The organism is Pedobacter sp. SG908 (genome assembly GCF_011759615.1).
Classification (GTDB): Bacteria; Bacteroidota; Bacteroidia; order Sphingobacteriales; family Sphingobacteriaceae; genus Pedobacter; species Pedobacter riviphilus.
The window spans coordinates 915828-937119 of record NZ_JAAOYY010000001.1; the positions used below are offsets into that span (position 1 = coordinate 915828).

At 37.1% G+C, this 21292-nt stretch carries 24 protein-coding genes; 10 read left to right on the plus strand and 14 right to left on the minus strand.

The features are described 5' to 3' along the window. Nucleotides 1-3 precede the first annotated feature (3 nt). The gene (locus FHT21_RS03965) at nucleotides 4-288 is read left to right on the plus strand and encodes a hypothetical protein (protein ID WP_167293468.1); all 285 of its coding nucleotides are present in this window, start codon (nucleotides 4-6) and stop codon (nucleotides 286-288) included. A 3-nt stretch (nucleotides 289-291) separates the two neighbouring features. Then, complete coding sequence (locus FHT21_RS03970) at nucleotides 292-1008, plus strand: SOS response-associated peptidase (RefSeq protein ID WP_167293469.1); 717 nt, start codon at nucleotides 292-294, stop codon at nucleotides 1006-1008. Between the two features lie 212 nt (nucleotides 1009-1220). Here FHT21_RS03970 and FHT21_RS03980 read toward each other — a convergent pair whose 3' ends face one another. Continuing rightward, nucleotides 1221-1430, minus strand: coding sequence for a hypothetical protein (locus FHT21_RS03980; RefSeq protein ID WP_167293471.1), 210 nt, complete (start codon nucleotides 1428-1430; stop codon nucleotides 1221-1223). Between the two features lie 3 nt (nucleotides 1431-1433). Then, nucleotides 1434-2567 carry a site-specific integrase gene (locus FHT21_RS03985; protein WP_167293472.1) on the minus strand — a complete coding sequence of 378 codons (1134 nt, stop codon included), beginning with the start codon at nucleotides 2565-2567 and terminating at the stop codon, nucleotides 1434-1436. 178 nt (nucleotides 2568-2745) lie between these two features. Between FHT21_RS03985 and FHT21_RS03990 the strand changes: the two genes are divergently transcribed. Further along, entirely contained in the window at nucleotides 2746-3096 is a 351-nt protein-coding gene (locus FHT21_RS03990; RefSeq protein ID WP_025143125.1) for a 4Fe-4S dicluster domain-containing protein, read from the plus strand. A gap of 3 nt (nucleotides 3097-3099) precedes the next feature. On the opposite strand, the gene FHT21_RS03995 is transcribed toward FHT21_RS03990, so the two are convergent. Both FHT21_RS03995 and FHT21_RS04000 read right to left on the minus strand, forming a co-directional pair. Continuing rightward, nucleotides 3100-3690 (minus strand): adenylate kinase, encoded by a 591-nt coding sequence (locus FHT21_RS03995; protein ID WP_167293473.1) that lies wholly within the window; start codon nucleotides 3688-3690, stop codon nucleotides 3100-3102. A gap of 23 nt (nucleotides 3691-3713) precedes the next feature. After that, a complete protein-coding gene (locus FHT21_RS04000) occupies nucleotides 3714-4163 on the minus strand; it encodes a universal stress protein (protein ID WP_057932517.1) in 450 nt (149 codons plus the stop codon). A gap of 110 nt (nucleotides 4164-4273) precedes the next feature. On the opposite strand from FHT21_RS04000, the gene FHT21_RS04005 reads away from it, so the two are divergent. Together FHT21_RS04005 and FHT21_RS04010 are read left to right on the plus strand one after the other, a co-directional pair. Continuing rightward, nucleotides 4274-5059, plus strand: a complete 786-nt coding sequence (locus FHT21_RS04005) for a C40 family peptidase (RefSeq protein WP_167293474.1) — start codon at nucleotides 4274-4276, stop codon at nucleotides 5057-5059. 38 nt (nucleotides 5060-5097) lie between these two features. Next, nucleotides 5098-5820: a carboxypeptidase-like regulatory domain-containing protein gene (locus FHT21_RS04010; protein WP_167293475.1), complete on the plus strand. Its 723-nt coding sequence runs from the start codon at nucleotides 5098-5100 to the stop codon at nucleotides 5818-5820. A gap of 7 nt (nucleotides 5821-5827) precedes the next feature. Here FHT21_RS04010 and FHT21_RS04015 read toward each other — a convergent pair whose 3' ends face one another. From FHT21_RS04015 to hisG, 10 genes are all read right to left on the minus strand, one after another. After that, the gene (locus FHT21_RS04015) at nucleotides 5828-6724 is read right to left on the minus strand and encodes a WD40 repeat domain-containing protein (protein ID WP_167293476.1); all 897 of its coding nucleotides are present in this window, start codon (nucleotides 6722-6724) and stop codon (nucleotides 5828-5830) included. A gap of 17 nt (nucleotides 6725-6741) precedes the next feature. Next, nucleotides 6742-7104, minus strand: coding sequence for a hypothetical protein (locus FHT21_RS04020; protein WP_167293477.1), 363 nt, complete (start codon nucleotides 7102-7104; stop codon nucleotides 6742-6744). A 13-nt stretch (nucleotides 7105-7117) separates the two neighbouring features. Then, a complete protein-coding gene (hisIE, locus tag FHT21_RS04025; protein ID WP_167293478.1) occupies nucleotides 7118-7720 on the minus strand; it encodes a bifunctional phosphoribosyl-AMP cyclohydrolase/phosphoribosyl-ATP diphosphatase HisIE in 603 nt (200 codons plus the stop codon). Between the two features lie 107 nt (nucleotides 7721-7827). Next, on the minus strand, nucleotides 7828-8583 hold the full coding sequence (gene hisF / locus FHT21_RS04030; protein ID WP_167293479.1) for an imidazole glycerol phosphate synthase subunit HisF: 756 nt from the start codon (nucleotides 8581-8583) through the stop codon (nucleotides 7828-7830). Nucleotides 8584-8887: 304 nt separating this feature from the next. Further along, nucleotides 8888-9637, minus strand: coding sequence for a 1-(5-phosphoribosyl)-5-[(5-phosphoribosylamino)methylideneamino]imidazole-4-carboxamide isomerase (gene hisA / locus FHT21_RS04035; protein WP_167293480.1), 750 nt, complete (start codon nucleotides 9635-9637; stop codon nucleotides 8888-8890). A 1-nt stretch (nucleotide 9638) separates the two neighbouring features. Further along, nucleotides 9639-10232: an imidazole glycerol phosphate synthase subunit HisH gene (hisH, locus tag FHT21_RS04040; protein ID WP_167293481.1), complete on the minus strand. Its 594-nt coding sequence runs from the start codon at nucleotides 10230-10232 to the stop codon at nucleotides 9639-9641. 199 nt (nucleotides 10233-10431) lie between these two features. Next, nucleotides 10432-11565, minus strand: coding sequence for a bifunctional histidinol-phosphatase/imidazoleglycerol-phosphate dehydratase HisB (hisB, locus tag FHT21_RS04045; RefSeq protein WP_167293482.1), 1134 nt, complete (start codon nucleotides 11563-11565; stop codon nucleotides 10432-10434). Between the two features lies 1 nt (nucleotide 11566). Next, a complete protein-coding gene (gene hisC / locus FHT21_RS04050; RefSeq protein ID WP_167293483.1) occupies nucleotides 11567-12607 on the minus strand; it encodes a histidinol-phosphate transaminase in 1041 nt (346 codons plus the stop codon). A 117-nt stretch (nucleotides 12608-12724) separates the two neighbouring features. Continuing rightward, a complete protein-coding gene (gene hisD / locus FHT21_RS04055; RefSeq protein ID WP_167293484.1) occupies nucleotides 12725-14005 on the minus strand; it encodes a histidinol dehydrogenase in 1281 nt (426 codons plus the stop codon). A 49-nt stretch (nucleotides 14006-14054) separates the two neighbouring features. Then, nucleotides 14055-14906 (minus strand): ATP phosphoribosyltransferase, encoded by an 852-nt coding sequence (gene hisG, locus FHT21_RS04060; RefSeq protein ID WP_167293485.1) that lies wholly within the window; start codon nucleotides 14904-14906, stop codon nucleotides 14055-14057. A 275-nt stretch (nucleotides 14907-15181) separates the two neighbouring features. Between hisG and FHT21_RS04065 the strand changes: the two genes are divergently transcribed. From FHT21_RS04065 to FHT21_RS04085, 5 genes are all read left to right on the plus strand, one after another. Next, nucleotides 15182-16744, plus strand: a complete 1563-nt coding sequence (locus FHT21_RS04065; protein WP_167293486.1) for a L,D-transpeptidase family protein — start codon at nucleotides 15182-15184, stop codon at nucleotides 16742-16744. 20 nt (nucleotides 16745-16764) lie between these two features. After that, nucleotides 16765-17169 carry a hypothetical protein gene (locus tag FHT21_RS04070; protein WP_167293487.1) on the plus strand — a complete coding sequence of 135 codons (405 nt, stop codon included), beginning with the start codon at nucleotides 16765-16767 and terminating at the stop codon, nucleotides 17167-17169. Between the two features lie 60 nt (nucleotides 17170-17229). Further along, complete coding sequence (locus tag FHT21_RS04075; RefSeq protein WP_167293488.1) at nucleotides 17230-19272, plus strand: BatA domain-containing protein; 2043 nt, start codon at nucleotides 17230-17232, stop codon at nucleotides 19270-19272. Further along, nucleotides 19269-20525: a dihydroorotase gene (locus FHT21_RS04080; RefSeq protein WP_167293489.1), complete on the plus strand. Its 1257-nt coding sequence runs from the start codon at nucleotides 19269-19271 to the stop codon at nucleotides 20523-20525. Before FHT21_RS04075 ends, FHT21_RS04080 begins: the two co-directional genes overlap by 4 nt. A 98-nt stretch (nucleotides 20526-20623) precedes the next feature. Next, the gene (locus tag FHT21_RS04085) at nucleotides 20624-21292 is read left to right on the plus strand and encodes a hypothetical protein (RefSeq protein WP_167293490.1); all 669 of its coding nucleotides are present in this window, start codon (nucleotides 20624-20626) and stop codon (nucleotides 21290-21292) included.

Here is a 21292-nt window from a genome sequence, read left to right on the forward strand (position 1 = left end):
AAAATGGAAAATTTAAGCGTAAAAGAAGCTGAGGCATTAATCAGCTATTTCAAAGAAAACGTTATTTCTCAGGAATTTAACGATGATGACACAATTTTAAATGCTATTATAAAAAATGATGCTGATTTTGATAAAGCGTTAAAAGGCTTAGAAATATCCTGGTATGATTTTGGAGAATATCCCGAGCCGTTTACAGGAGTGGTAACAACAGAAGATGGAAGCAAAAGCGGTTCATTTGAGTATAAGCCAGGTAGTAGGTATTATTTTGATCAATTTTCTTTAAATTAGATCATGTGTTATAGAGCCACCCAAACTTCAAAAACATACGAGTATGCAGATTACTATGCTGCTCCAGTATTAAACGAAAAGGATTTAGAGGATCAGATTTATTATCACGCAAATGGTTTTGCTCATCCTAACCTGGTAGCAATATCTGCTAAGGATGGTGCACGGCAAACTGAGCGTATGCAATGGGGACTAATGCCTAATTGGAAAAAGCCTTTGCCTGACATGATAAAGCTGAGCAACAACACCCTAAATGCCAAGTCTGAGACGATATTCGATTTAGCATCGTTTAAAGGCTCAATCATGACAAAGCGGTGCATTGTGCCGGTTAATGGTTTTTTTGAGTACAAGGAGGTTGAAAAGGATAAATTACCATACTTTATCCACCCTAAAGAACATCCGTTTTTTAATCTGGCTTGTATTTATGCTTTCTATCAGAATCCAGACAATCAGGAATGGATTAAATCATTTAGCATTGTTACCGGGCCGGCTAATGAATTGATGGCCGATATCCATAACGTTAAGAAAAGACAGCCGATAATTATTTCAAACGATCAGATTAATGCCTGGTTAGACCCAACCACAAGTAAAGAAGAGGTAATTCATTTAATGAACCCATGCGATGATTCAAATATGGCAGCATACCGAGTGGATAGGGAATTGATTAAAATCGGGAATAAACCAGAGGCTTTGGACGAAGTTCCGGAAACAACTTTATTTTGATATGGCAACCGATGAAGAACTTTTAAAACGGATTACGATCATACCTGGTCTAATGGGTGGCAAGCCAACTATAAGGGGTATTAGGTTCATGGTCATGGACATAATCGAAATGATTGAATCCGGCATGACTCATAAACAAATATTAAAAGAGCATCGGATATTAGAGCCTGACGATATACCTGCAGCAATTCTTTATCACGAATTGAATAACACTACAGATTAGATTCTATTAGCAATTTTAAAGCTTTCAGTCGATGCCAAACCGGAACGTTAGCCTTACTGTCAGGATTTGCTTTTAAAGCCGCGAAATGAACCTCTAAGAACTTATCTAAGTCAGATATTACTGTGCCAGGAAAAAGCATTATAGGAGCCTTTGGTAATTCAACACTTTTAAACCAATCTTCTAACTCTTGTACGTTCATTCTTTAATTTATATTTATAATTTTATCAATTACCTGATTTGCATAAGAATCCATTACAATGTCGTCTGAAATATCACTAATATATCCCTCGTGAATAGCCAGGCTTTGGTGACCAATAAGATCTTTAGTGATGCTTGTATTCTTAATAACCTCGTTTGCAAACTTCGAAAATGTATGCCTTGCAGTATGAGGAGAAATGTTTTTTTGTATATCAACGCTTTTTGCTATCTGCTTAATATACCCACCAAGTTTAGCAATTGCATTTCGCATACCTGCTTTAAAAAGAAACTTGTCATTTCCATTCTGCACCTGAAGAAAGCTAAAAATATAACCTAATTTGTTTTTACCAGACCATCTTTTAAATATTTCACTTAGTTCTGCGCTAAGGCCTACATTATGTTGTGCTCCTGTTTTTAATTCCTTGTAATGAACCCTTCCGTCAATTATATCAGAATCTTTTAAATGTAGTAAGTCACCTATTCTTATTCCTCTTAAGTAAATACAAGCCATAAAAATATCCCGGGCTTCTTCATGCTTGCCAGTGAGTTTGGCGTCAAGCAGTTTTTTTATTTCAAGTGTTGTTAATTTACTTTTTACTGTTTTGGCTTTTGCAAATTGGAGATCTTCAAATGGATTATCAATAATCAGTTTTTGCTTTTTTGCCAGTCTCATAATTGCACCAAATACATTCATCTTCTCTTTGATGGTATTTGGATTGTTCCCTATATCTTCTGAGAGATATGCAGCAAATTTATAAATAAACCTTTCTGTAATATCTTCAAAATCAACATTCGGATAAAAAGTTAACAACTGTGCCAGGACCGTTTGATTTACATCATGCCTGGATGCCTGTTGCCTTGTTTTATAATTTTCAATCTGACTCTCAAAAAGGCTTTTTAGCGTAAAAGATTTAGATAATCCATAATTTCTTAAAGCTACTTCTATATCATTATTTATCCTTGGCGCCTCAATATTCCTTGTAGAAACCCTGTTTTTTGATGTAAGCCAATCTTTTTCACTACATTTGCCTATCACTTTTCTAATCGCTTTTCCATTTTTTATCACTTGTAAAATGATTGGATGTTGATTATCGCTGTATTTTTTGTGTTTGTAAAGAATAATTTTAGGTGTAGGCATGGTGTAAGTATAGTGTAAGTGGCAAGTATAAAAACATATAAATGCTAACAAATTTAGCAAAATGAATTAATAAAACAATCATATATTACACCTATAATATTTATAAACTTTTATTATCGTTTATATTTATTAATTTTGCAGCGCAAAGGTAAACTAAGCAAAAGAATTAGACGAAAACATGGCGATTAAAATAACAGATGAGTGTATAAATTGTGGGGCTTGCGAACCAGAATGTCCTAATAACGCAATTTACGATGCCGGTACTGCATGGCGTTTTTCTGATGGTACAAATTTAAATGGTATCATTGATTTTGGTAATCAACAAATTGAAGCTGATGCGGCTCAAGAAGCGGTTTCGGATGAAGTTTATTATATTGTATCCGATAAGTGTACAGAGTGTAAGGGTTTTCATGACGAACCACAGTGCGCAGCAGTGTGTCCGGTAGATTGTTGTGTGGATGACGAAGATATTCGCGAAACCGAAGAAGAATTATTAGCTAAGAAAGCTTGGTTACATCAGGAAGGATAAGCTTTATGAAATATTTACAGTATTAAAGGCACCATTGGTGCCTTTTTTCGTTTCTAGATAGTCTGTAATTTTTTTTATTCTTTCTTCAACAGTAAAATCACCTCTAATCTGTAAAATTTCTTTGTTTAAATTTTTAATCCAGTCCTCATGTACTTTTAACGATCTGCCTGTAAAGCCAGATTTAATCGGATCAATATCATAATTAGTTGCCCATTCTATAAAATCCTGATACTTTTTTATTCTTTCAGGGGCCTGATAAATTACAGATCCATAACGTTCAAATTCTCTTTTTTTTAATCTGTTCAACCTCACTTCTGGTGGAAGCCAAAGAAATACAATCAAATCAAATTCTGGAAAAATACCATCGCCCCAACTCACACTTGAGCCACCAAAAACCCAATGATCACTTTCTGTTAAAGCCATTTTGATGAGGTCATTTCTTTCCTTAGGATTTCGTTTTGTTGTAAATGGTGGATCAGTGGGTATCCAGAAATATTGATCACTGTCAAAATAAGGGATGTTTAATTTTTTTGCCAAGGCTTTGCCCAACGTGGTTACACCTGAACCAGAAGCTCCGAATATGTGAATTTTCATTTGGGATGAACCGAAATTTTAGCTCAAACATCGCATTTATTAGGGATAATTAAAACAGGACATGCCGACTTCCTTGCTACGTGTTCGGCAACGCTGCCCATTAAAAAGTGGTATAATCCTGTGCGGCCGTAAGTACCTATTACAATTAAATCAGATCCCCACTCGTCCGATTGTTGGATAATACCATGGGCAGCGGTATCAACAACACTTAAATAAGTGGTTTTTGCACCTTTGCTATATTTCGTCTCCATTTCTTTGAGCAAAATGTGGCTGTTCTCTTCGCTGTTATCGTAAGTTTCTAGAAATACGGGTGCCAATGTTAAATCGGGATTTACATTGGCTGGGATAGGCTCGATAATATTAACCAATGCTACTTCTGCTCCAAATTTTTCAGCCATGTCGTAACCGGCTTTTGCCGCTTTTTCTGAGCAGGTACTATTATCAACGGCAATTAATATCTTTTTAAAATTCATGGCGAGCTTATTTAAAAGGTAATCATCATAAAAATAACAAATTTGTAGGCAAAATGTTAGGCAATGGATGTATTTTATTAGTTTTACAATAGTTTCACGAGCACATTTAAATGGAAAATCAATACGGTATTTGTAGGGTTGCTGTAGCACCCTTAAGAGCAGATGCATCAGATAGAGCAGAAATTGTTTCGCAACTTTTATTCGGCGATCATGTTGAAGTTATTCAGAAGGAAGACCGCTGGTGGCTCATTCAAAATGGATATGATGGGTATGAAGGTTGGATGGATTTCAGGCAGTTGGCCCCGATTACTCAAAACCAGTTTGCAGAAATGCACGATTGTAAATTGCTTGCTCCATTAAGCTTCAATAATGTACTAACAGCAGCCGATGGAAGTTTATATCATTTAAGTCCGGCGAGTAACCTTCCTTTTTTAAAAGATGGTTTTTGTTACGCAGGTGAAGAAAAGTTTAAGTTAAATTTCGAAGCATACGATAATAGTACTGTAGATTTTACCGATAAAGTTACTGAAACTGCAAAATTTTTTCAAAATATCCCGTACCTATGGGGTGGAAGGCATTTATTTGGCTTCGATTGCTCTGGTTTTGTACAAACCGTATTTAAAATGTTAGGCATTAAGTTAAATCGTGATGCTTCACAACAGGCCGAACAAGGTGAACTGGTTGGTTTTTTAGCTGAATGTAGGGCTGGTGACGTTGCTTTTTTTGATAACGATGAAGGCAAAATTACCCATGTAGGCATTATGTTGAGCCCTAATGAAATTATCCATTCATCAGCCAAAGTAAAAATTGACCCGATTGATGATCAGGGAATTTTTAATAAAGAATTGGGGAAATATTCGCACAAGCTGAGAATTATCAAACGTTTTGTGGAATAATAGCTGAAAATGTATCCTATATAAAAGATACATTTTTTATGCCATCTAAATTTAAAATTCAAATCTCAAATCCTTGCCATGAGGAGTGGGCGGGAATGCAAGCTGATCCTAACGGGAAATTTTGCAGTTCCTGCCGGAAATCTGTAATAGACTTTACGAGCTTTACTGATACTGAACTGAAACGTTGGTTTAACCAAAATCAAGGGGCTAGTTGTGGAAGATTTAAGCCTGATCAGCTTGATCGATTAATCAGTGCGAAAGAGAATTATACCCTAAGTAGATTTAAACCAAACCTGATTGCCGCTTCTTTATTAGCTTTTTTGAGCTTTCCAAAATTGGCTAATGCAAATATTTCTTCCTCGTATCCAACCTTTCAGACAGATAATAAAAAATCTTTAAAGGAGACTGTTTTAGAAGGAAATTCTGAAGATGAATTTGTTACAGTACAGGGCAAGGTTATTGATGGAGATGGTAAACTCCCAATTATTGGTGCAACTATAATGATTAAAGGCTCGAAAATTAGAACAGTTACAGATCGAAATGGAAAATTCGAGTTTAGGCTTAACAGAAAGGAATTTAAGAATAAGGTTTTTCTAGATTTAAGGTATATTGGATACGAGACCAAATATGTAAAAGTAAAGCTAGGGAGAGATGACGTTATTTTTATAAAAATGAAGATGGATAGTTATGTTTTAGGAGGATTGGCTATTATTAAGCAACCTACATTTTTAGAGCGAATGAGTCAGTTGCTAAATGGCTAGGTTAAACCTATTCCATTTCCCAGACCATCACCTGCCTGTCATCTCCTGTAGAAATGAGGTATTTACCATCAAGGCTCCATGTAATCTTATTGATGGAGTGGGTATGGCCGGTACCTGCTTTTTCTAAACTTAAGATTTTATATAATTTGAAGTTCTCCGCATCCCAGAGTTTGATACTTTTATCCTGACTGCTTGTAGCGAAATAAGGAAGGCTAGGGTGAAAGGCTATATCGTAAACGGTAAACATATGTGCCGGAACGGTTTCCCTAAGTTCATAGTTTGGCAGATCCCATATTTTTAGCTGCGCATCCCTGCTGCCCGAAATGAGGTATTTGCCTGTGGGATGATATGCCAAAGAGGTAACAGGTAATGAATGTCCTTCGAGAGATTGTTTGAGGCCATAATCAGCAAGGTTATAAATCCTGATTAAGTGATCTTTACAACCAAAGGCCACTTCACTTTCGTTAGGCGCAATTGCAATGGCCCTAACCGTATCGTAAGCTACCTGAAAACGATAAATCTCTGTAAAATCTACTAACGACCAAACCGCAACCGTTCCATCTTCGCCAGTGGTTAGAAGTTCATTTTTACCCTTTACGGTTTGTATATTGAAAATGGGTTTAGTATGGGCATTGATCCTTGTAATTACTTTCTGATCATTAAAATCGTAAACGCTAAACGCACCACTGCGTTCACCGATAAATAGTTGTTTATTGTAATAGTGTAAACAATATACCGAGCTCTGTACCGGCATTTTAACCTTTACAAAAGCCATCGTATGTAACGACCATTCTACAACGCCTTTATCGTTTCCTGCGCTAAAAAATATACCATCCTCATCCGAATTGGATAATGCATATATAGGGTTTTGGTGACCAGGAAGGGTTTGTAGGTGTTTGAGCATAAACTAAAAATAGTTTTTTATGGCCATCTTTCAATAATAAAATCAGCAATTTGATGCCTTAATAAATAACAAAATGAAATAATTACGGCCGTTAATACATAGGATTTTGCTTGTTGTAGATTTGATTTATACCAATTTATTGAAAATAAAGCCAGACAAGAAAATAATACTAAAATCAAAGCTAACCATTCTCCTAGGAACACGTTAAATGGCAAGCTGGCAATTCTGTCCGATTCTGCACTTTCTCCTAAAACCATCCAAAAAATTATTGGAATTGCAAGTAAATAGAGAAAAGAACAGCTTAAAAATGTAGCTATAAATACAATCAAAAAGTGCCATATTGAAATTTTAGCTTTTGTGATTTCCGAGAATCTAGACATGATTTTCAATGTCTTATTTATGTCTAGTTTCTAAATTCTTCGCAATATCCTGAATCGATAAACCTTTTTCTTTCAGTAAAAACAATAGGTGGAAAACAAGATCAGAAGCTTCTCCAATGAGCTCCTCTTCCGATTCGGCAAGTGCTGCGATTACGGTTTCTACACCTTCTTCACCAACTTTTTGGGCTATTTTGTTTAAACCTTTGCCACGCATTTTGTTGATGTAAGAGCCCTCAACCGGGTTTTCATACCGATCATTAATGATATTTTCCAGCTCGAAAATGAAATTCTGATTGAAGTCTGTTTTAAAACAGCTACGACTACCGGTATGGCAGGTTGGACCAACGGCATCCGCTTTGATTAGAATGGTGTCGTTATCACAGTCTACAAAAAGTTCTTTAACAAACAAAAAGTTATTGCTGGTTTCACCTTTTGTCCAAAGACGGTTTTTAGAACGCGAAAAGAAAGTTACTTTGCCTTCGGCCTGCGTTTTCTCGAGTGCTTCAGCATTCATATAACCTAGCATTAAAACCTCTAAAGTTTTGTAATCCTGAATAATTACAGGGAGTAAGCCTGCTGTTTTATCCCAATCAAGGGTTGATATATCGATATTCATTTTTTATCATGTTTTCGTCATTGCGAGGCACGAAGCAATCTTATTGTGCAGGCTTTCGAACCCATAGCTTTAGGATTGCTTCGTGCCTCGCAATGACGAGTGTATTATTATATCCTAACAGGAATATTGTTTCTTTTCAATTCCTGTTTTAAATCTGGTATCAAAATTTCACCGTAATGAAATACCGAAGCTGCAAGTGCGGCATCAACATTGGCTTTTTGAAAAACCTCAGTAAAATGCGCCATACTACCTGCTCCACCTGATGCTATAATTGGAATATTGATCATTTGGTTTACTTTACTGAGCAACCCACAATCAAAACCTGCTTTGGTGCCATCGTGGTCCATCGAAGTTAACAAAATCTCTCCTGCGCCTAAATCTTCTGCCTGTTTAATCCAGTTTTCGGTTTCCAATTCGGTAATCAACCTGCCGCCATTTAGGTGGACCATGTTTTTACCATTTACATGTTTAGTATCGACAGCTAAAACCACAAATTGTACCCCAAAGGTTTCAGCCAGATCTTCTATTAATTTAGGGTTCCGAACTGCTGCCGAATTGATGCTGATTTTATCCGCACCTGCGTTTAATAACGCTTCGGCATCGGCAATTTCAGTTATTCCACCACCAATGGTAAAAGGGATATTTAATTGACGAGCAACCGATTTAACCATTTCAATCATCGTTTTACGACGCTCGTGTGTAGCTGTAATATCCAGGAAAACCAATTCGTCGGCACCTTGCTGCGCATATTGTGCCGCTAATTCAACAGGATCACCAGCATCACGTAAGTCAACAAAGTTTACGCCCTTTACCGTGCGGCCGTCTTTTACATCTAAACAAGGAATTATTCTTTTTGAAAGCATTTGTTTGTCTGAGTTTCGCCATTGCACGAAGCAATCCTACAATGATACTAAAGCATTAAGATTGTTTCGTAGCTCGTAATGACGGGTATTATTTTTATCTTTTTACTAATCCAATTATTGTGAGAACTATTCCAATTAAGAAAACAGGAATGCAAAATAGAAACGAATATTCTCCAGTTATGGACATTAATTCCGTAACATCACCTCTATAAGTGAACATATGCACGCCCCACAGCAACATTCCTATTCCTAGTAAAGTTATAACTACTCCCGCAATAAATGTTTTCTTTGATTCCAACTGATTTTAAATTGAACTCAATGCCTTCAAATTCCACTCTTTAATTTCTTCGATGGTAATGCGGTCTTCGTAAATCGCTTTTCCAACCACCACACTTCTAATTGGATATTTAGCTAGGTCATAAATATCCTGCATCGAACTTACACCACCTGAAGCAATCAGTTTGATCATAGGAGAGTGTTCAAGCAGTTTTTGGTATAAATCTATTGCTGCACCACCTAATTTTCCATCTTTGCTGATATCGGTACATAAGAAGCGGAAAAAGCCTAACGAAAGACATTTGTCAACGTAATCCATCAGTTTAATCGGTGAACTTTCCATCCAGCCAGAATATTTAATTACTTCATCCAAAACATCGATTGCAATTACAATGCGGTTAGCGTAATCGTCTTTTTTAGCGAAAGCTTCGCTTAATTGAGGTAAGAAATCAGGATTGGTAATGGCCTGTGTACCTACAATTACGCGGTGGATGCCGGCATCAAGCAAATTGGTAACCTGCTCAATGGTTCTGATACCCCCACCGTACTGCACTTTCATTTCGGTTTTTTTAATAATCTCAAAAAGTGCTTTTTGATTACTAAAATCACCTTTGGCTCCGTTTAAATCAATAATATGAATGAAATCTGTACCATTTGAACGGTATTTTTCTATCATTTCGGGGATTGAAACGTCATATTCCGTTTTTTGGTTGTAATCGCCTTCACGAAGACGGACAACTTTTCCGTCCAAAATATCAATAGCAGGTATTATGTACATTTTATAAGCTTAAGTTTGAAAAATTTTTTAATACTAGTTCGCCGGCTTTTCCCGATTTTTCGGGGTGGAACTGAACGCCGTAAAAATTATCTTTTTGTACCGCTGCCGAAAACTTTAAACCATAATCAGCAGATGCGATGTCAAAAGTAGGGTTATATTCAATAAAGTACGAATGCACAAAGTAAAATTGTGTATTATCTTCAACACCTTCAAATAGCGAATTGTTTTTCGGGTTCACTGCATTCCATCCCATGTGTGGTATTTTGATATTCAGAGACTTATCGAATTTTTTGGTTTTAACCGGAACGATATTTAAAAGCGCTGCATCGCCCTCTTCCGAATGTTCGGTAATGAGCTGCATGCCCACACAGATGCCAAGAACGGGTTTTGTTAGTTTTTTAATGGCTTCAACTAACCCTGTTCCTTTTAGTTTTTCCATGGCGGCACCTGCATGGCCAACACCAGGAATGATGATGTGGCTATATTTTTCGAGGTCATTTTCGGAGTTTACCATGCCGTAGGTTACGTTTAAGCGGTCTAATGCTGCGGTAAGGGAGAAAATATTGCCTGCTCCGTAATTTACTATTCCAATCATAATTAATAACGCTGATTCTTTTATTTAATAAGGGTTTGAAAATGAATGCCAGTTTTTCAAAGGTGCTGTAGTCCCGCTATCGCTTATAGTCCTCTCCCGATGAAGAATCGGGATGCGGGCTATTCCGCTCTATCGGGTTTATTAACAGCGGATGGACGTTAAAACCCTCCGCCTTAAACCTTTCAGCCTTCCAATTTTCTTACAATAGCCCCTTTGTGCTTGGCAAAACCATTTTCTCGGCATCGCGTTTGATTGCCATTTTAATTGCTTTTGCAAATGCTTTAAAAATAGCTTCAATTTTATGGTGTTCGTTATCACCTTCTGCTTTTACGTTCAAATTGCATTTTGCGGCATCACTGAACGATTTAAAGAAGTGGTAAAACATTTCTGTAGGCATATCACCAACTTTTTCACGTTTAAATTCAGCATCCCAAACAATCCAGTTTCTTCCTCCAAAATCGATAGCAACCTGTGCCAAACAATCATCCATTGGTAAGCAAAAACCATACCTTTCAATGCCTAGTTTATTGCCTAATCCTTTGGCAAAGGCTTCGCCTAAGGCAATACCGGTATCTTCTATCGTGTGGTGCTCGTCTATATGTAAGTCGCCTTTTGCAATTACCTCTAAATCTACACTTCCATGTCTGGCAATCTGATCAAGCATATGATCAAAGAAGTTTAATCCTGTTTCGATTTTGGCTTTTCCGGTTCCATCCAGATCAAGGTTAATGGTAATGTCGGTTTCGTTGGTTTTGCGTTCGTGGTGGATTTTTCTGCTTCCTGCTTTAAGCAAGTTATAGATATCTTCCCATTTCTTGGTTTCCAGAATAATCACATCCAACAAAGTTTCGTGTTTATCCAATGCTTCGGTCGAACCCAAGGCATCATTCTGACGAAGAAAAATTGCTTTGGCACCTAAATTTTTAGCCAAAACCACATCGTTTAAACGATCGCCGATTACGAAAGAGTTTTTCAGGTCATAATCCTTGCTGAAGTACTTTGTTAATAAAGCAGTGCCGGGTTTACGGGTAGGGGCATTGTCTTTTGCAAAAGTTCTATCAATTACAATTTCACTAAAATGAACACCTTCGCCTTCAAAAGTATCCAGCATAAAATTGTGGATCGGCCAGAAATTTTCTTCAGGATTTGAAGGTGTCCCCAAGCCGTCCTGATTGGTAACCATTACCAGTTCGTAATCCAGTTCAGCTGCAATTTTCGATAAATAATATAATGAGCGTGGATAAAATTTAAGCTTTGCAAAACTATCTACCTGTTCATCATCCGGCTCGATATTTAACGTTCCATCGCGGTCTATAAACAATACTTTTTTCATCTTAAAAATTTTCTAGAACAGTTAATAGTTTGTCGTTTTCTTCTTTTGTGCCCACTGTAATCCTTAAACATCCTTCGCACAAAGTTACTTTAGAACGGTCGCGGACAATGATGCCCTGATCAACCAAAGTATCGTAAATTTTCAAAGCATCGGTAACTTCTGTCAGGATAAAATTAGCATCAGAGGGATACACTTTTTTAACAATATTTAATGCAGTTAAAGCCTTGCTTAAACGGTCTCTTTCTGCAACAGATTCTTTAATCCAATCGTTAACCTGCGCGATATTTTTTAAGGCTTCAAATGCTAAATCCTGAGTCGCCTGATTGATGTTGTAAGGTGGCTTAATTTTGTTCAAAACATCGATCACTTTTGTTGAAGAAAATGCCATGCCCAATCGTAAAGCGGCAAGCCCCCAGGCCTTCGAAAAAGTTTGCAAAACCACCAGGTTTCCGTACTCGGTTAGCTCCTGAATAAAGGTCTTCTGGCGGGCGTAATTAATATAGGCTTCATCCACTACAACGATGCCATTAAAGTTGGCTAAAATGGTTTCAATATCTTCACGGTTTATTGAATTTCCGGTCGGATTATTTGGCGAACAGATGAAGATTAATTTCGTGTTTTTATCAATCGTTTCTGCGATCTTTTCCATATCCAATTGGAAGTTCGGAAGCAGGTTAACTTTGCGTATTTCTACATCATTTATATTCGCCGAAACTTCATACATGCCATAGGTTGGTGGCAGCACAATTACGTTGTCTTTTCCAGGATTACAGAATGCGCGAAATAATAAATCAATCGCTTCATCGCTACCGTTTCCTAAAAAAGTATTCTCAATCGGTACACCTTTTATTTTACTGATTGCATCTTTTAAATCGAGTTGCAATGGATCAGGATAACGGTTATAATTTGCCGGCAATGGCGAGCCATAACTGTTCTCATTTGCATCCAAAAAAACAGATGCCTGACCTTTAAATTCGTCCCTTGCAGTAGAGTAGGGGCGAAGGTTTTTTATATTTTCTCTTACTAAATCGTTAATGTCCATTTTAATATTTTTATTCGTCACCCTGATCCGATAGCTATCGGATCAGGGTCTTTTTTTATTATGTAGATGCTGAAATGAATTCAGCATGACAGATCTCATTATAGATGTTATCTAAATTTAATTCTTCAATCTAATGCTTACCGCATTCTTATGCGCTTCCAGGCCTTCTGCTTCAGCAAGGATCTCAACTGTTGCACCAATGTTATTTAATCCTTCGCGGGATAAATGCTGAAAAGTGATTTTTTTCAAAAAAGCATCAGTTGATACGCCTGAATAAGCTTTTGCGAAGCCACTGGTTGGTAAAGTATGGTTGGTTCCAGAGGCATAATCGCCAACACTTTCTGGTGTAAGGTTGCCTAAAAACACTGATCCAGCATTGATAATCAATGGAATAAGGCTTTTAGTATGCTCAGTAGCCAATATGAGGTGCTCAGGCGCATATTCGTTTGAAAATTGCATGGCCTCATTCAGGTTTTCAGCTAAAACTGCATAAGAATTGGCTATTGCTTTAGCCGCAATCTCCTTGCGTGGCAGGATAGAAAGCTGATTTTCAATTTCTTTTAACGTATCAGCAATGATCTGATTTGAAGTAGCCACTAAAATAGCCTGACTATCAGTACCATGTTCTGCCTGTGCAAGTAGGTCTGCAGCAATAAATGACGGATTGGCAGTCTCATCAGCGATGACCAATACCTCTGATGGGCCTGCGGGCATATCAATCGAAACGTTGTTCTGAACCATTGTTTTTGCTGTAGTTACATAACGGTTGCCAGGGCCAAAGATCTTATACACCTGTGGTACACTTTCCGTTCCGAAAGCCATTGCAGCAACAGCTTGTGCGCCTCCAATCAAGAATATTTTTTCGATACCCAGCAGTACTGCACAGTAAGCTAAATAACAATTGGTTTTACCATCACTTTGTGGAGGTGAACATACCACAATTTCTTTACAGCCGGCAATCATTGCAGGAGTGGCAAGCATTAAAAAAGTGCTTGGTAAGACGGCAGTTCCGCCGGGGATATAAAGCCCTACTTTTTCAATTGCCCTCGATTCCCGCCAGCAAACAACACCTGGCATCGTTTCGATTTTATCTTCAGTTTTTAACTGCGACTGGTGAAAAGTCTTGATGTTTTGGTAAGCCGTATCAATCGCTTTTTTTGCTTCGGCAGGGATGGTTGATGCAATTGCTTTTAATTCTTCTGCATCTAAAAACAGCTTCTCCAAATCAACTTTATCAAATGTTTTTGCGAAGTTGAAAAGAGCCTGATCGCCATCTTTTTTTACGGTGCTGATGATGCCGGTTACCCGTTCTTCAACCAGTTTATCGTCTTCAATTTGCCTCGAACAAAGTTCTTCAATTTTTGATTTAGATAAATCTGTATAATTGTAGATTTTCAATGTTTTATAATTTTAAATTAACTAATAGTTAATATGAATTTAAACGATTTTACTTGATTATTTTCTCGATTGGCATTACCAAAATGTCTTCGGCGCCTGCTGCTTTTAAACTGTTTATTTTATCCCAGAAATCTTCCTCGGCAATTACAGAGTGAACAGCCACCCAGTCCGGTTCGAAGAGCGGAACCACGGTTGGACTTTTTACTCCTGGAAGTAAATCGACTACTTTTTGAAGGTTATCTTTTGATACATTTAGTACCACGTATTTGTTAGATTTTGCGCTGAGTACTGAGCGGATGCGTTGAAGCAATTCTGCAACTTCTGGATTATCAGCTATCGATTTGTTTCCGATTAAAACAGCTTCAGATTGCATTACATCAGCGAATGGTTTTAGTCCATTGCTCTTTAATGTTCCACCTGTTGATACGATATCAAAAATGGCATCACTTAAACCTAAACCCGGACCAATTTCTACCGATCCGGAAATGGTTCTGATATCAGATTTTATACCTTTTTCCTGTAAGAATTTTTCGAGGATTACCGGGTAAGAAGTAGCAATCGCTTTGCCATTTAACTCTTCCAGTTTTTGGATATTACTGGTAGCCTGAACAGCGATTTTTAAGGTGCATTTCCCGAAGCCTAATTTTTGAAGATAATCTACCTCGGCCTTGGTTTCTACAATTACGTTTTCTCCAACAATACCCAAATCGGCAATGCCATCCTGCACATATTCAGGAATATCATCATCCCGAAGGAAAAGAATTTCTAAAGGAAAATTGGTAACGGTTGAGATGAGAGAGCTTTTGTAGTTTTCGAATGATAAACCACAGTTTTTAAGTATTTCTACAGATTTTTCGTTTAACCTACCCGATTTCTGGATAGCGATTTTAAGTGTTTTCAAAGTATTGAATATAGAGTGAACAAGAAATTATTTTACGGAAAAAAGTTTTGAAGTACAAAACAAACATATCATATCGCCTATCGGCGATGGTGTAAATGTAAGTGATGGTTCAAAGTTAAATTCATAAATTATTTCTGCCAGTATCAATGCTTTAGCTGATAAGCGCTGGCAAATATAGTGTTTGAAATGGGAAAACAAAAAATAATGGCACTTAATTTGCCATTAAGCTGTTTTTATTGCCAATAACCCTTATTTTGTATTAAAATTTTATTCTTTTGAAAAAGTTTCGCTTTCTAATTCTGCCCTTTATTTTGTTCATTTCTGCCTGTGGATGGTTTAAAAGCCCACCGGAGATCGGAAAAGTATTGTCTGAACATTTCAAGAACAAAATCTACAAAGATTTCGACACTGTAGCTTATGATAGCGTTTTTGTGAAAACAATGGACAGTCTTTCGGGCAAGTTCGTTAATCCTAAAACCATAAAAGCTTTTTATTTAAATCATTCTGCTGAACCTAAATTAGTTACGCAGTTTTATATTAATGGGGAATTAGACTCGCTGGTGAGCTATTTAGAGCAAAGTAAGGTGCATGGCTTCAATCCAAAGATTTTTAAAGGCGATGAGATCAAAAGCTTGTTAGCAGAATTAACGGACAATAAGTTTAAAAAGGTGGAGGAAAGCTATCCTTTAATTGCCAAATTGGAGCTGTTATCTGCAAATGCTTATCTGAATTATAATAATTACCTCAAATATGGGGTGGTAAATCCACGCACTATTTTTTCGCGTTATTACATTAAAGTCAAACGCCCTGATAGCTCGGGGATGATCAATCTTTTAAATAGTAAAAGTCTGGTTGATACATTAAGATCTGTTCAGCCGAAATCGGCACAATACAAGGCTTTACAAACCGCGTATTTAAATACAGATGCAGAAGATGAAAAGCGGATTTTGCTGTTAAACATGGAGCGCTTCCGTTGGAAAATGCCAGAGACAGGAGACAACTATGTGCAGGTAAATATTCCTGATTTTAAGTTAACCTGGTTTGATAAATCTGATACTGTAATTACGATGAAAGTTTGTGTTGGTGGGAAGCGTGAAAACGGTTACGAAGAGAAGTTAAAAGCCTTTGCAAAATCGGGCAATCTGGATGATAAACCAAAGAACCACGAGACGCCTTTATTGTTCAGTAAAATCAATTCCATTCAGGCCAATCCAATCTGGAATATTCCGGTAAGTATTGCACAAAGTGAGATCTATTGGATGGCCAGAAAAGATCCATATTATTTATCGAACAGTAACATCAAAGTTTACTATAAAGACAAACTAATTGGTGAGCCCGATACCATCAATTGGAACAAGTATTCGAGGGATAAATTGCCTTTTAAATTTAAACAAGGATCTGGCGGAGGAAACGCTTTAGGGAAATTCAAATTCATCTTCGATAATAGCTCGAGTATTTACCTGCATGATACCAATAACAAGAACGGATTTAACCTAACTAATAGGGCGATTAGTCATGGTTGTGTACGTATCGAAAAACCTCTTCAATTTGCCGAACTTTTAGTGAACGATTCTTACACTTATGACAAATTAAGGGCAGAAGTAGATTTACCACCGATAGACAGTACGCACGTGAAATGGTATAAAAAACGCATGGCGCAAAAGGCAGATACCACCAAAGCATTCCAATTAAAACCAGCTTGGTTTGGGCCAAAGAAATCTGTTCCCTTAATTATTACCTACATTACGGCCTGGTCGCAAAACGATAAGATTGAATACAGGCCTGATGTTTATGGCATGGATGAAAAACTTTGGGCTGCGATGAAGAAGTTTAGGTAACTTAGTGCTAAGTTTGCAAAATGCAGAACACCCCCACATTTAACCATCAGGCTGATATCGTAAATGGTGCCATTAGATTTATAAACGCATGGTTTAAACAATCGAAGGCTATTACCGATGAACTGAATGATTTTTTTATTCTCCCAGGTAATAAAGTTATTGGTAAGGATGTTATTATTGGTCGGTTAAAAGGTATTTTCGGTCGGTCTGATGAATATGTAGGTGGCAGATACGATATTATAGATGTTAATTTTGAATTAATGAACGAGGGTAAGGGCATGGGCTTTGTTGAAGGGGTTGCAGGTTATAGAGATGTTATTCAAAAACAATCGAAAATAGTAAGCGGGCCTTTTAAACTGTACTTTGCATTGCACAATGATGGCTGGAAAATTGTAAATATCGAATTTCCGGGCTTTAGTTATTAAAACGACTTTATTACAATAGTAGTTCGCCACTTTCCATAATTTTTCTATCTTTGGTTTTTAATGAATTTCCTTTATCCGGGCTTTCTTTTTGCACTAATATCGGTTGCTATCCCGGTTATCATTCATTTATTTAATTTCAGGAAGTTTAAAAAGGTTTATTTCTCTAATGTTCAGCTTTTAAAAGAAGTAGAACAACAAAATTCTTCTAAAGAAAAACTTAAAAACCTGCTTATTCTGTTGTCGCGGATTTTGGCGATCATTTTTTTGGTGCTGGCATTTGCTCAACCCTACATTCCTGCTAACAACCAAAAAAGTACTGCTTTAAAAAATGTAGTCAGCATTTATATCGATAATTCTTACAGTATGGTAGCCATTAATAAAGATGGCAACCTACTCGATGAAGCCAAGCGGAGGGCAAAAGAACTGGTTAAAGGTTTTGGTATCAACGACCGTTTTCAGCTTTTAACTAACGATTTCGAAGGCAAACATCAACGTTTGTTAAACGAAGAAGCGTTTTTGAAAGCATTAGAAGATGTTAAAATCTCGGCTTCAAACCGAAACCTTCAACAGGTATTAAACAGGCAAGGCAATGTTTTAACAGGTTCCGGAAATAATAAATATAGCTTTTTGATCTCAGATTTTCAAAAAAATAGCTCGTCCACAAAAAAACTCGAAACCAAAGCCGATATTCAGTATTCATTTTTGAAATTGAATGCCAATACTTTGCCCAATGTGGCCGTTGATAGCGTTTGGATGCTTTCTCCAAATCATCAGCCCGGTGCTAATGAACGTTTAGTGGTACAACTAAAAAATTATTCAGAAGAAGAAGCAAAGAATATTCCGTTAAAATTAAGCATCAACAACCAGCAAAAAGGATTGGGAGCTGTAACCATCCCTGCAGGTAAAACAGTTAAGGATACCCTGAATTTCTCAGGACTTAATGCAGGTTGGCAAAAAGGTATTGTGAGCATTAAAGATTTTCCGGTAACATTTGATGATACACTGTCGTTCAGTTTTAAAGTTGATGAAAGTTTTCCGGTTTTAAGTATTAATGGTGCTAATGCAGGGAATTACATTAAAGCGTTGTTTGCTGCCGATAGCTACTACAAGCTTGCAGAAAATGCAGAAAGCAATGTGAACTACAGTAATTTTGCCAATTACGGTTTAATCGTATTGAATGGATTGAAAAATCCTTCAACAGGATTGGCACAACAGTTAAAAAACTATCTGAATGCAGGTGGTACAGTGGTACTTTTTCCTGATTTGGATGCCAATATTCAAACTTATAATTCATTTTTAAGCGGATTGTCGCTTCCTATCGTTCAAGCTTTAAATACAACAGCAAATAAAGTTGACCAGATTGATTTGCAAAACCCCATTTTCAGGACAGTTTTTGAGGAAATCCCCAAAAATCTGGATTTGCCAACTGTTTCCCGTTATTATTCTTTTGTAGAGAAAAATAGCTCCAACAAAGAAGATATTATGTTGCTGCCTGGTAGAAAGCCCTTTTTCTCCAAATATGGGGTTGGGAACGGCCAGGTTTATTTATCAGCTTCTGGATTAAATACCAGTGATGGAAATCTGGCACGTCATCCGGTTTTTGTGCCGTTAATTTATCGCTTGGCCCTGAGTGGGGGAAATGAAGTGCCTTTATATTATAATATTGGCAATGACAATATATTGGCCAGTAAAAAAATCAGCTTGGGTAAAAACCAGAGCTTAAAAATCACAGCCGATCATTTTGAAGCGATTCCTGAAATACGCCAATCAGATGGGAAAACGCTGATTTACATTGCCGATCAGATAAAAAATGCAGGCTTTTATAACCTAAAACTTGCAGATTCGCTGCTCGCTGTTTATAGTTTTAACAATGGCAGAACAGAATCTGATATGCACTATCTAAGCAAAACAGAACTTGAACAATTAGCAGATAAAAGTAATCTTAAGATATTTGATACTGATAAAGATGCCGTTAAATTAATTGCCGGCGGCAATAAAATCGGGCAAACTTTATGGAAACTTTGCCTAATTTTGTCGCTGATTTTTATCGCAGCAGAAATTTTGCTCATCCGATTTTTTAACAACACAAAAAAAACAATATGAATCTCCTGGTTAAAAATGTAACCATTACCGATCCGCAAAGTAAATTTAACAATCAACAATGTGATATCAGGGTAGAAAATGGTAAAATTAAAAACATAGGTAAATTAACTGCCGATAAAAGCGAAACCATTTTTGATGCTCAGGGTGCTTTTTTAACGCCGGGCTTTTTCGATTTAAACTGCGCTGCCGGCGACCCCGGTTTCGAAACTAAGGAAGATATTCAAACATTAACCGCAACCGCAAAAGCTGGTGGTTTTACCGGATTAGCTTTATTGCCGCAAACCAATCCGGTTGTACAGTCAAAATCCCAGGTAGAATACATTATCAATAAGGCCAAAAACAATTTGGTTGATGTTTTGCCAGTTGGTTCTATTAGCCAGAATCGCGAAGCAAAAGAACTTGCCGAACTGTTCGATATGCAACAGGCCGGGGCAATAGCTTTTTCTGATGGAGATAGGGCCTTGCAGGATGATGGTTTTATGAGCCGTGCGTTACAATATGCAAAAGGCTTCGATGCACTATTAATGGTTTATCCCGAAAATAAATCTATCGCAGGTAAATCTCAGATCAACGAGAGCAAAAACTCTGTGCTTTTGGGTATGAAAGGCTTACCTGCATTGGCCGAAGAAATGCACATTGCCCGCGATATCTTTCTGGCTTCTTACAATGAAACCAAAATCCACATCAGCAATATTTCAACTGCAGGGGCTGTCGCTTTAATCCGTAAGGCGAAGAAAGATGGTGTTCAGGTTTCATGTGATGTAACGGCACATCACCTGGTGTTTACAGAAGAACTTTTAAGCGATTTTGATAGTAATTATAAGGTTAAGCCACCATTGCGCGGAAAAGCTGATGTAAAAGCGCTAATTGCTGGTTTAAAAGATGGAACCATCGATGCCATTACTTCTCAGCATCGCCCAGAGGAAATTGAATTTAAAAATGTAGAGTTCGAGATTGCCCACTACGGCATTATTGCTTTGCAAACTGTATTGCCATTGTTACTAAAAGCCGGGTTGGATATTGCTTTAATTGCAGAGAAGTTGGCTATTAATCCACGTAAATTGTTAAATTTAACTGTTCCGGTAATGGAAGAAGGCGCCGAAGCCAACTTTACGGTATTAAATACAACAGAAAAATGGATATATAATGCAGCTAGTAACCATTCAAGATCGGCAAACAGTCCGTTATTGGGTACTGAACTTACCGGCAAAGTAAAACTGGTTTATAATAATAATCAGTACTGGGAGAGTTAGTTAAAAATAACTTATGACATATAGATGCTGAAATAAATTCAGCATGACGGATCGATGTAATGATCTTAAAATCCTATAATCTTAAAAATCTTAATCCTATGGATAATAGAGTAAAAAAAGCGCTAAGTGCCACCATCAATAAATATGCAGAGGTTTCGGCTATTAATGTCGAAGGTTTCGAAACAGAATTACTGGCTGCTTTTGAGCTTGATGTTAACTTTTTAGATAAAGCTGAGGCTTTTGATGCCGTTTTCGATAGTCATCCGAAATTTGAAGAACTGCGTGAAATATTTTTCGATTTATTAATGGTGAATTTCTTTAGCAGTGATGTGCAGAAATTGGAAGACGATTATTTGGAAAGTGAAGAATGGGCAAATATTGAAGAAGAAACTATTGATAGGGGAACCGAACTCTTAAATCTTTTGCTTTACATTAAAGAGTGTAAGGATGAAGATTTAGACCCTGAATTGGGTGATTTCCTGAAAGAATTTTTGTTGGTAGAAGACGATGAGTTCCAGGATGAGTTTGAAATTTATGAAGAGCTGATCAGCAATCAGCAGCTGGCTGAAAGCAGCGTAGAGGATATCTGCAAAGCAGCAGGTAAGTTAAACATCAGCGAAGAGATGCAGGAACTGTTTGTACCATTTATGGTTTTCTTCCTGGATGTAGAAGGAAGTAAAGAAACTGAAAAAGAATTAATTCAGTTTAGCAGTAACAAAGCTTTCGATGCGGCATCTTATACATTGATCACAACAATCAATAACTAA

What these genes read in the sequence shown, in the direction of transcription:
- FHT21_RS03965 (WP_167293468.1), top strand. Translation starts at nt 4, where the DNA reads ATGGAAAATTTAAGCGTAAAAGAAGCTGAGGCATTAATCAGCTATTTC.
- FHT21_RS03970 (WP_167293469.1), top strand. Translation starts at nt 292, where the DNA reads ATGTGTTATAGAGCCACCCAAACTTCAAAAACATACGAGTATGCAGAT.
- FHT21_RS03980 (WP_167293471.1), bottom strand. Translation starts at nt 1,430, where the DNA reads ATGAACGTACAAGAGTTAGAAGATTGGTTTAAAAGTGTTGAATTACCA.
- FHT21_RS03985 (WP_167293472.1), bottom strand. Translation starts at nt 2,567, where the DNA reads ATGCCTACACCTAAAATTATTCTTTACAAACACAAAAAATACAGCGAT.
- FHT21_RS03990 (WP_025143125.1), top strand. Translation starts at nt 2,746, where the DNA reads ATGGCGATTAAAATAACAGATGAGTGTATAAATTGTGGGGCTTGCGAA.
- FHT21_RS03995 (WP_167293473.1), bottom strand. Translation starts at nt 3,690, where the DNA reads ATGAAAATTCACATATTCGGAGCTTCTGGTTCAGGTGTAACCACGTTG.
- FHT21_RS04000 (WP_057932517.1), bottom strand. Translation starts at nt 4,163, where the DNA reads ATGAATTTTAAAAAGATATTAATTGCCGTTGATAATAGTACCTGCTCA.
- FHT21_RS04005 (WP_167293474.1), top strand. Translation starts at nt 4,274, where the DNA reads ATGGAAAATCAATACGGTATTTGTAGGGTTGCTGTAGCACCCTTAAGA.
- FHT21_RS04010 (WP_167293475.1), top strand. Translation starts at nt 5,098, where the DNA reads ATGCCATCTAAATTTAAAATTCAAATCTCAAATCCTTGCCATGAGGAG.
- FHT21_RS04015 (WP_167293476.1), bottom strand. Translation starts at nt 6,724, where the DNA reads ATGCTCAAACACCTACAAACCCTTCCTGGTCACCAAAACCCTATATAT.
- FHT21_RS04020 (WP_167293477.1), bottom strand. Translation starts at nt 7,104, where the DNA reads ATGTCTAGATTCTCGGAAATCACAAAAGCTAAAATTTCAATATGGCAC.
- hisIE (WP_167293478.1), bottom strand. Translation starts at nt 7,720, where the DNA reads ATGAATATCGATATATCAACCCTTGATTGGGATAAAACAGCAGGCTTA.
- hisF (WP_167293479.1), bottom strand. Translation starts at nt 8,583, where the DNA reads ATGCTTTCAAAAAGAATAATTCCTTGTTTAGATGTAAAAGACGGCCGC.
- hisA (WP_167293480.1), bottom strand. Translation starts at nt 9,637, where the DNA reads ATGTACATAATACCTGCTATTGATATTTTGGACGGAAAAGTTGTCCGT.
- hisH (WP_167293481.1), bottom strand. Translation starts at nt 10,232, where the DNA reads ATGATTGGAATAGTAAATTACGGAGCAGGCAATATTTTCTCCCTTACC.
- hisB (WP_167293482.1), bottom strand. Translation starts at nt 11,565, where the DNA reads ATGAAAAAAGTATTGTTTATAGACCGCGATGGAACGTTAAATATCGAG.
- hisC (WP_167293483.1), bottom strand. Translation starts at nt 12,607, where the DNA reads ATGGACATTAACGATTTAGTAAGAGAAAATATAAAAAACCTTCGCCCC.
- FHT21_RS04070 (WP_167293487.1), top strand. Translation starts at nt 16,765, where the DNA reads ATGCAGAACACCCCCACATTTAACCATCAGGCTGATATCGTAAATGGT.
- FHT21_RS04075 (WP_167293488.1), top strand. Translation starts at nt 17,230, where the DNA reads ATGAATTTCCTTTATCCGGGCTTTCTTTTTGCACTAATATCGGTTGCT.
- FHT21_RS04080 (WP_167293489.1), top strand. Translation starts at nt 19,269, where the DNA reads ATGAATCTCCTGGTTAAAAATGTAACCATTACCGATCCGCAAAGTAAA.
- FHT21_RS04085 (WP_167293490.1), top strand. Translation starts at nt 20,624, where the DNA reads ATGGATAATAGAGTAAAAAAAGCGCTAAGTGCCACCATCAATAAATAT.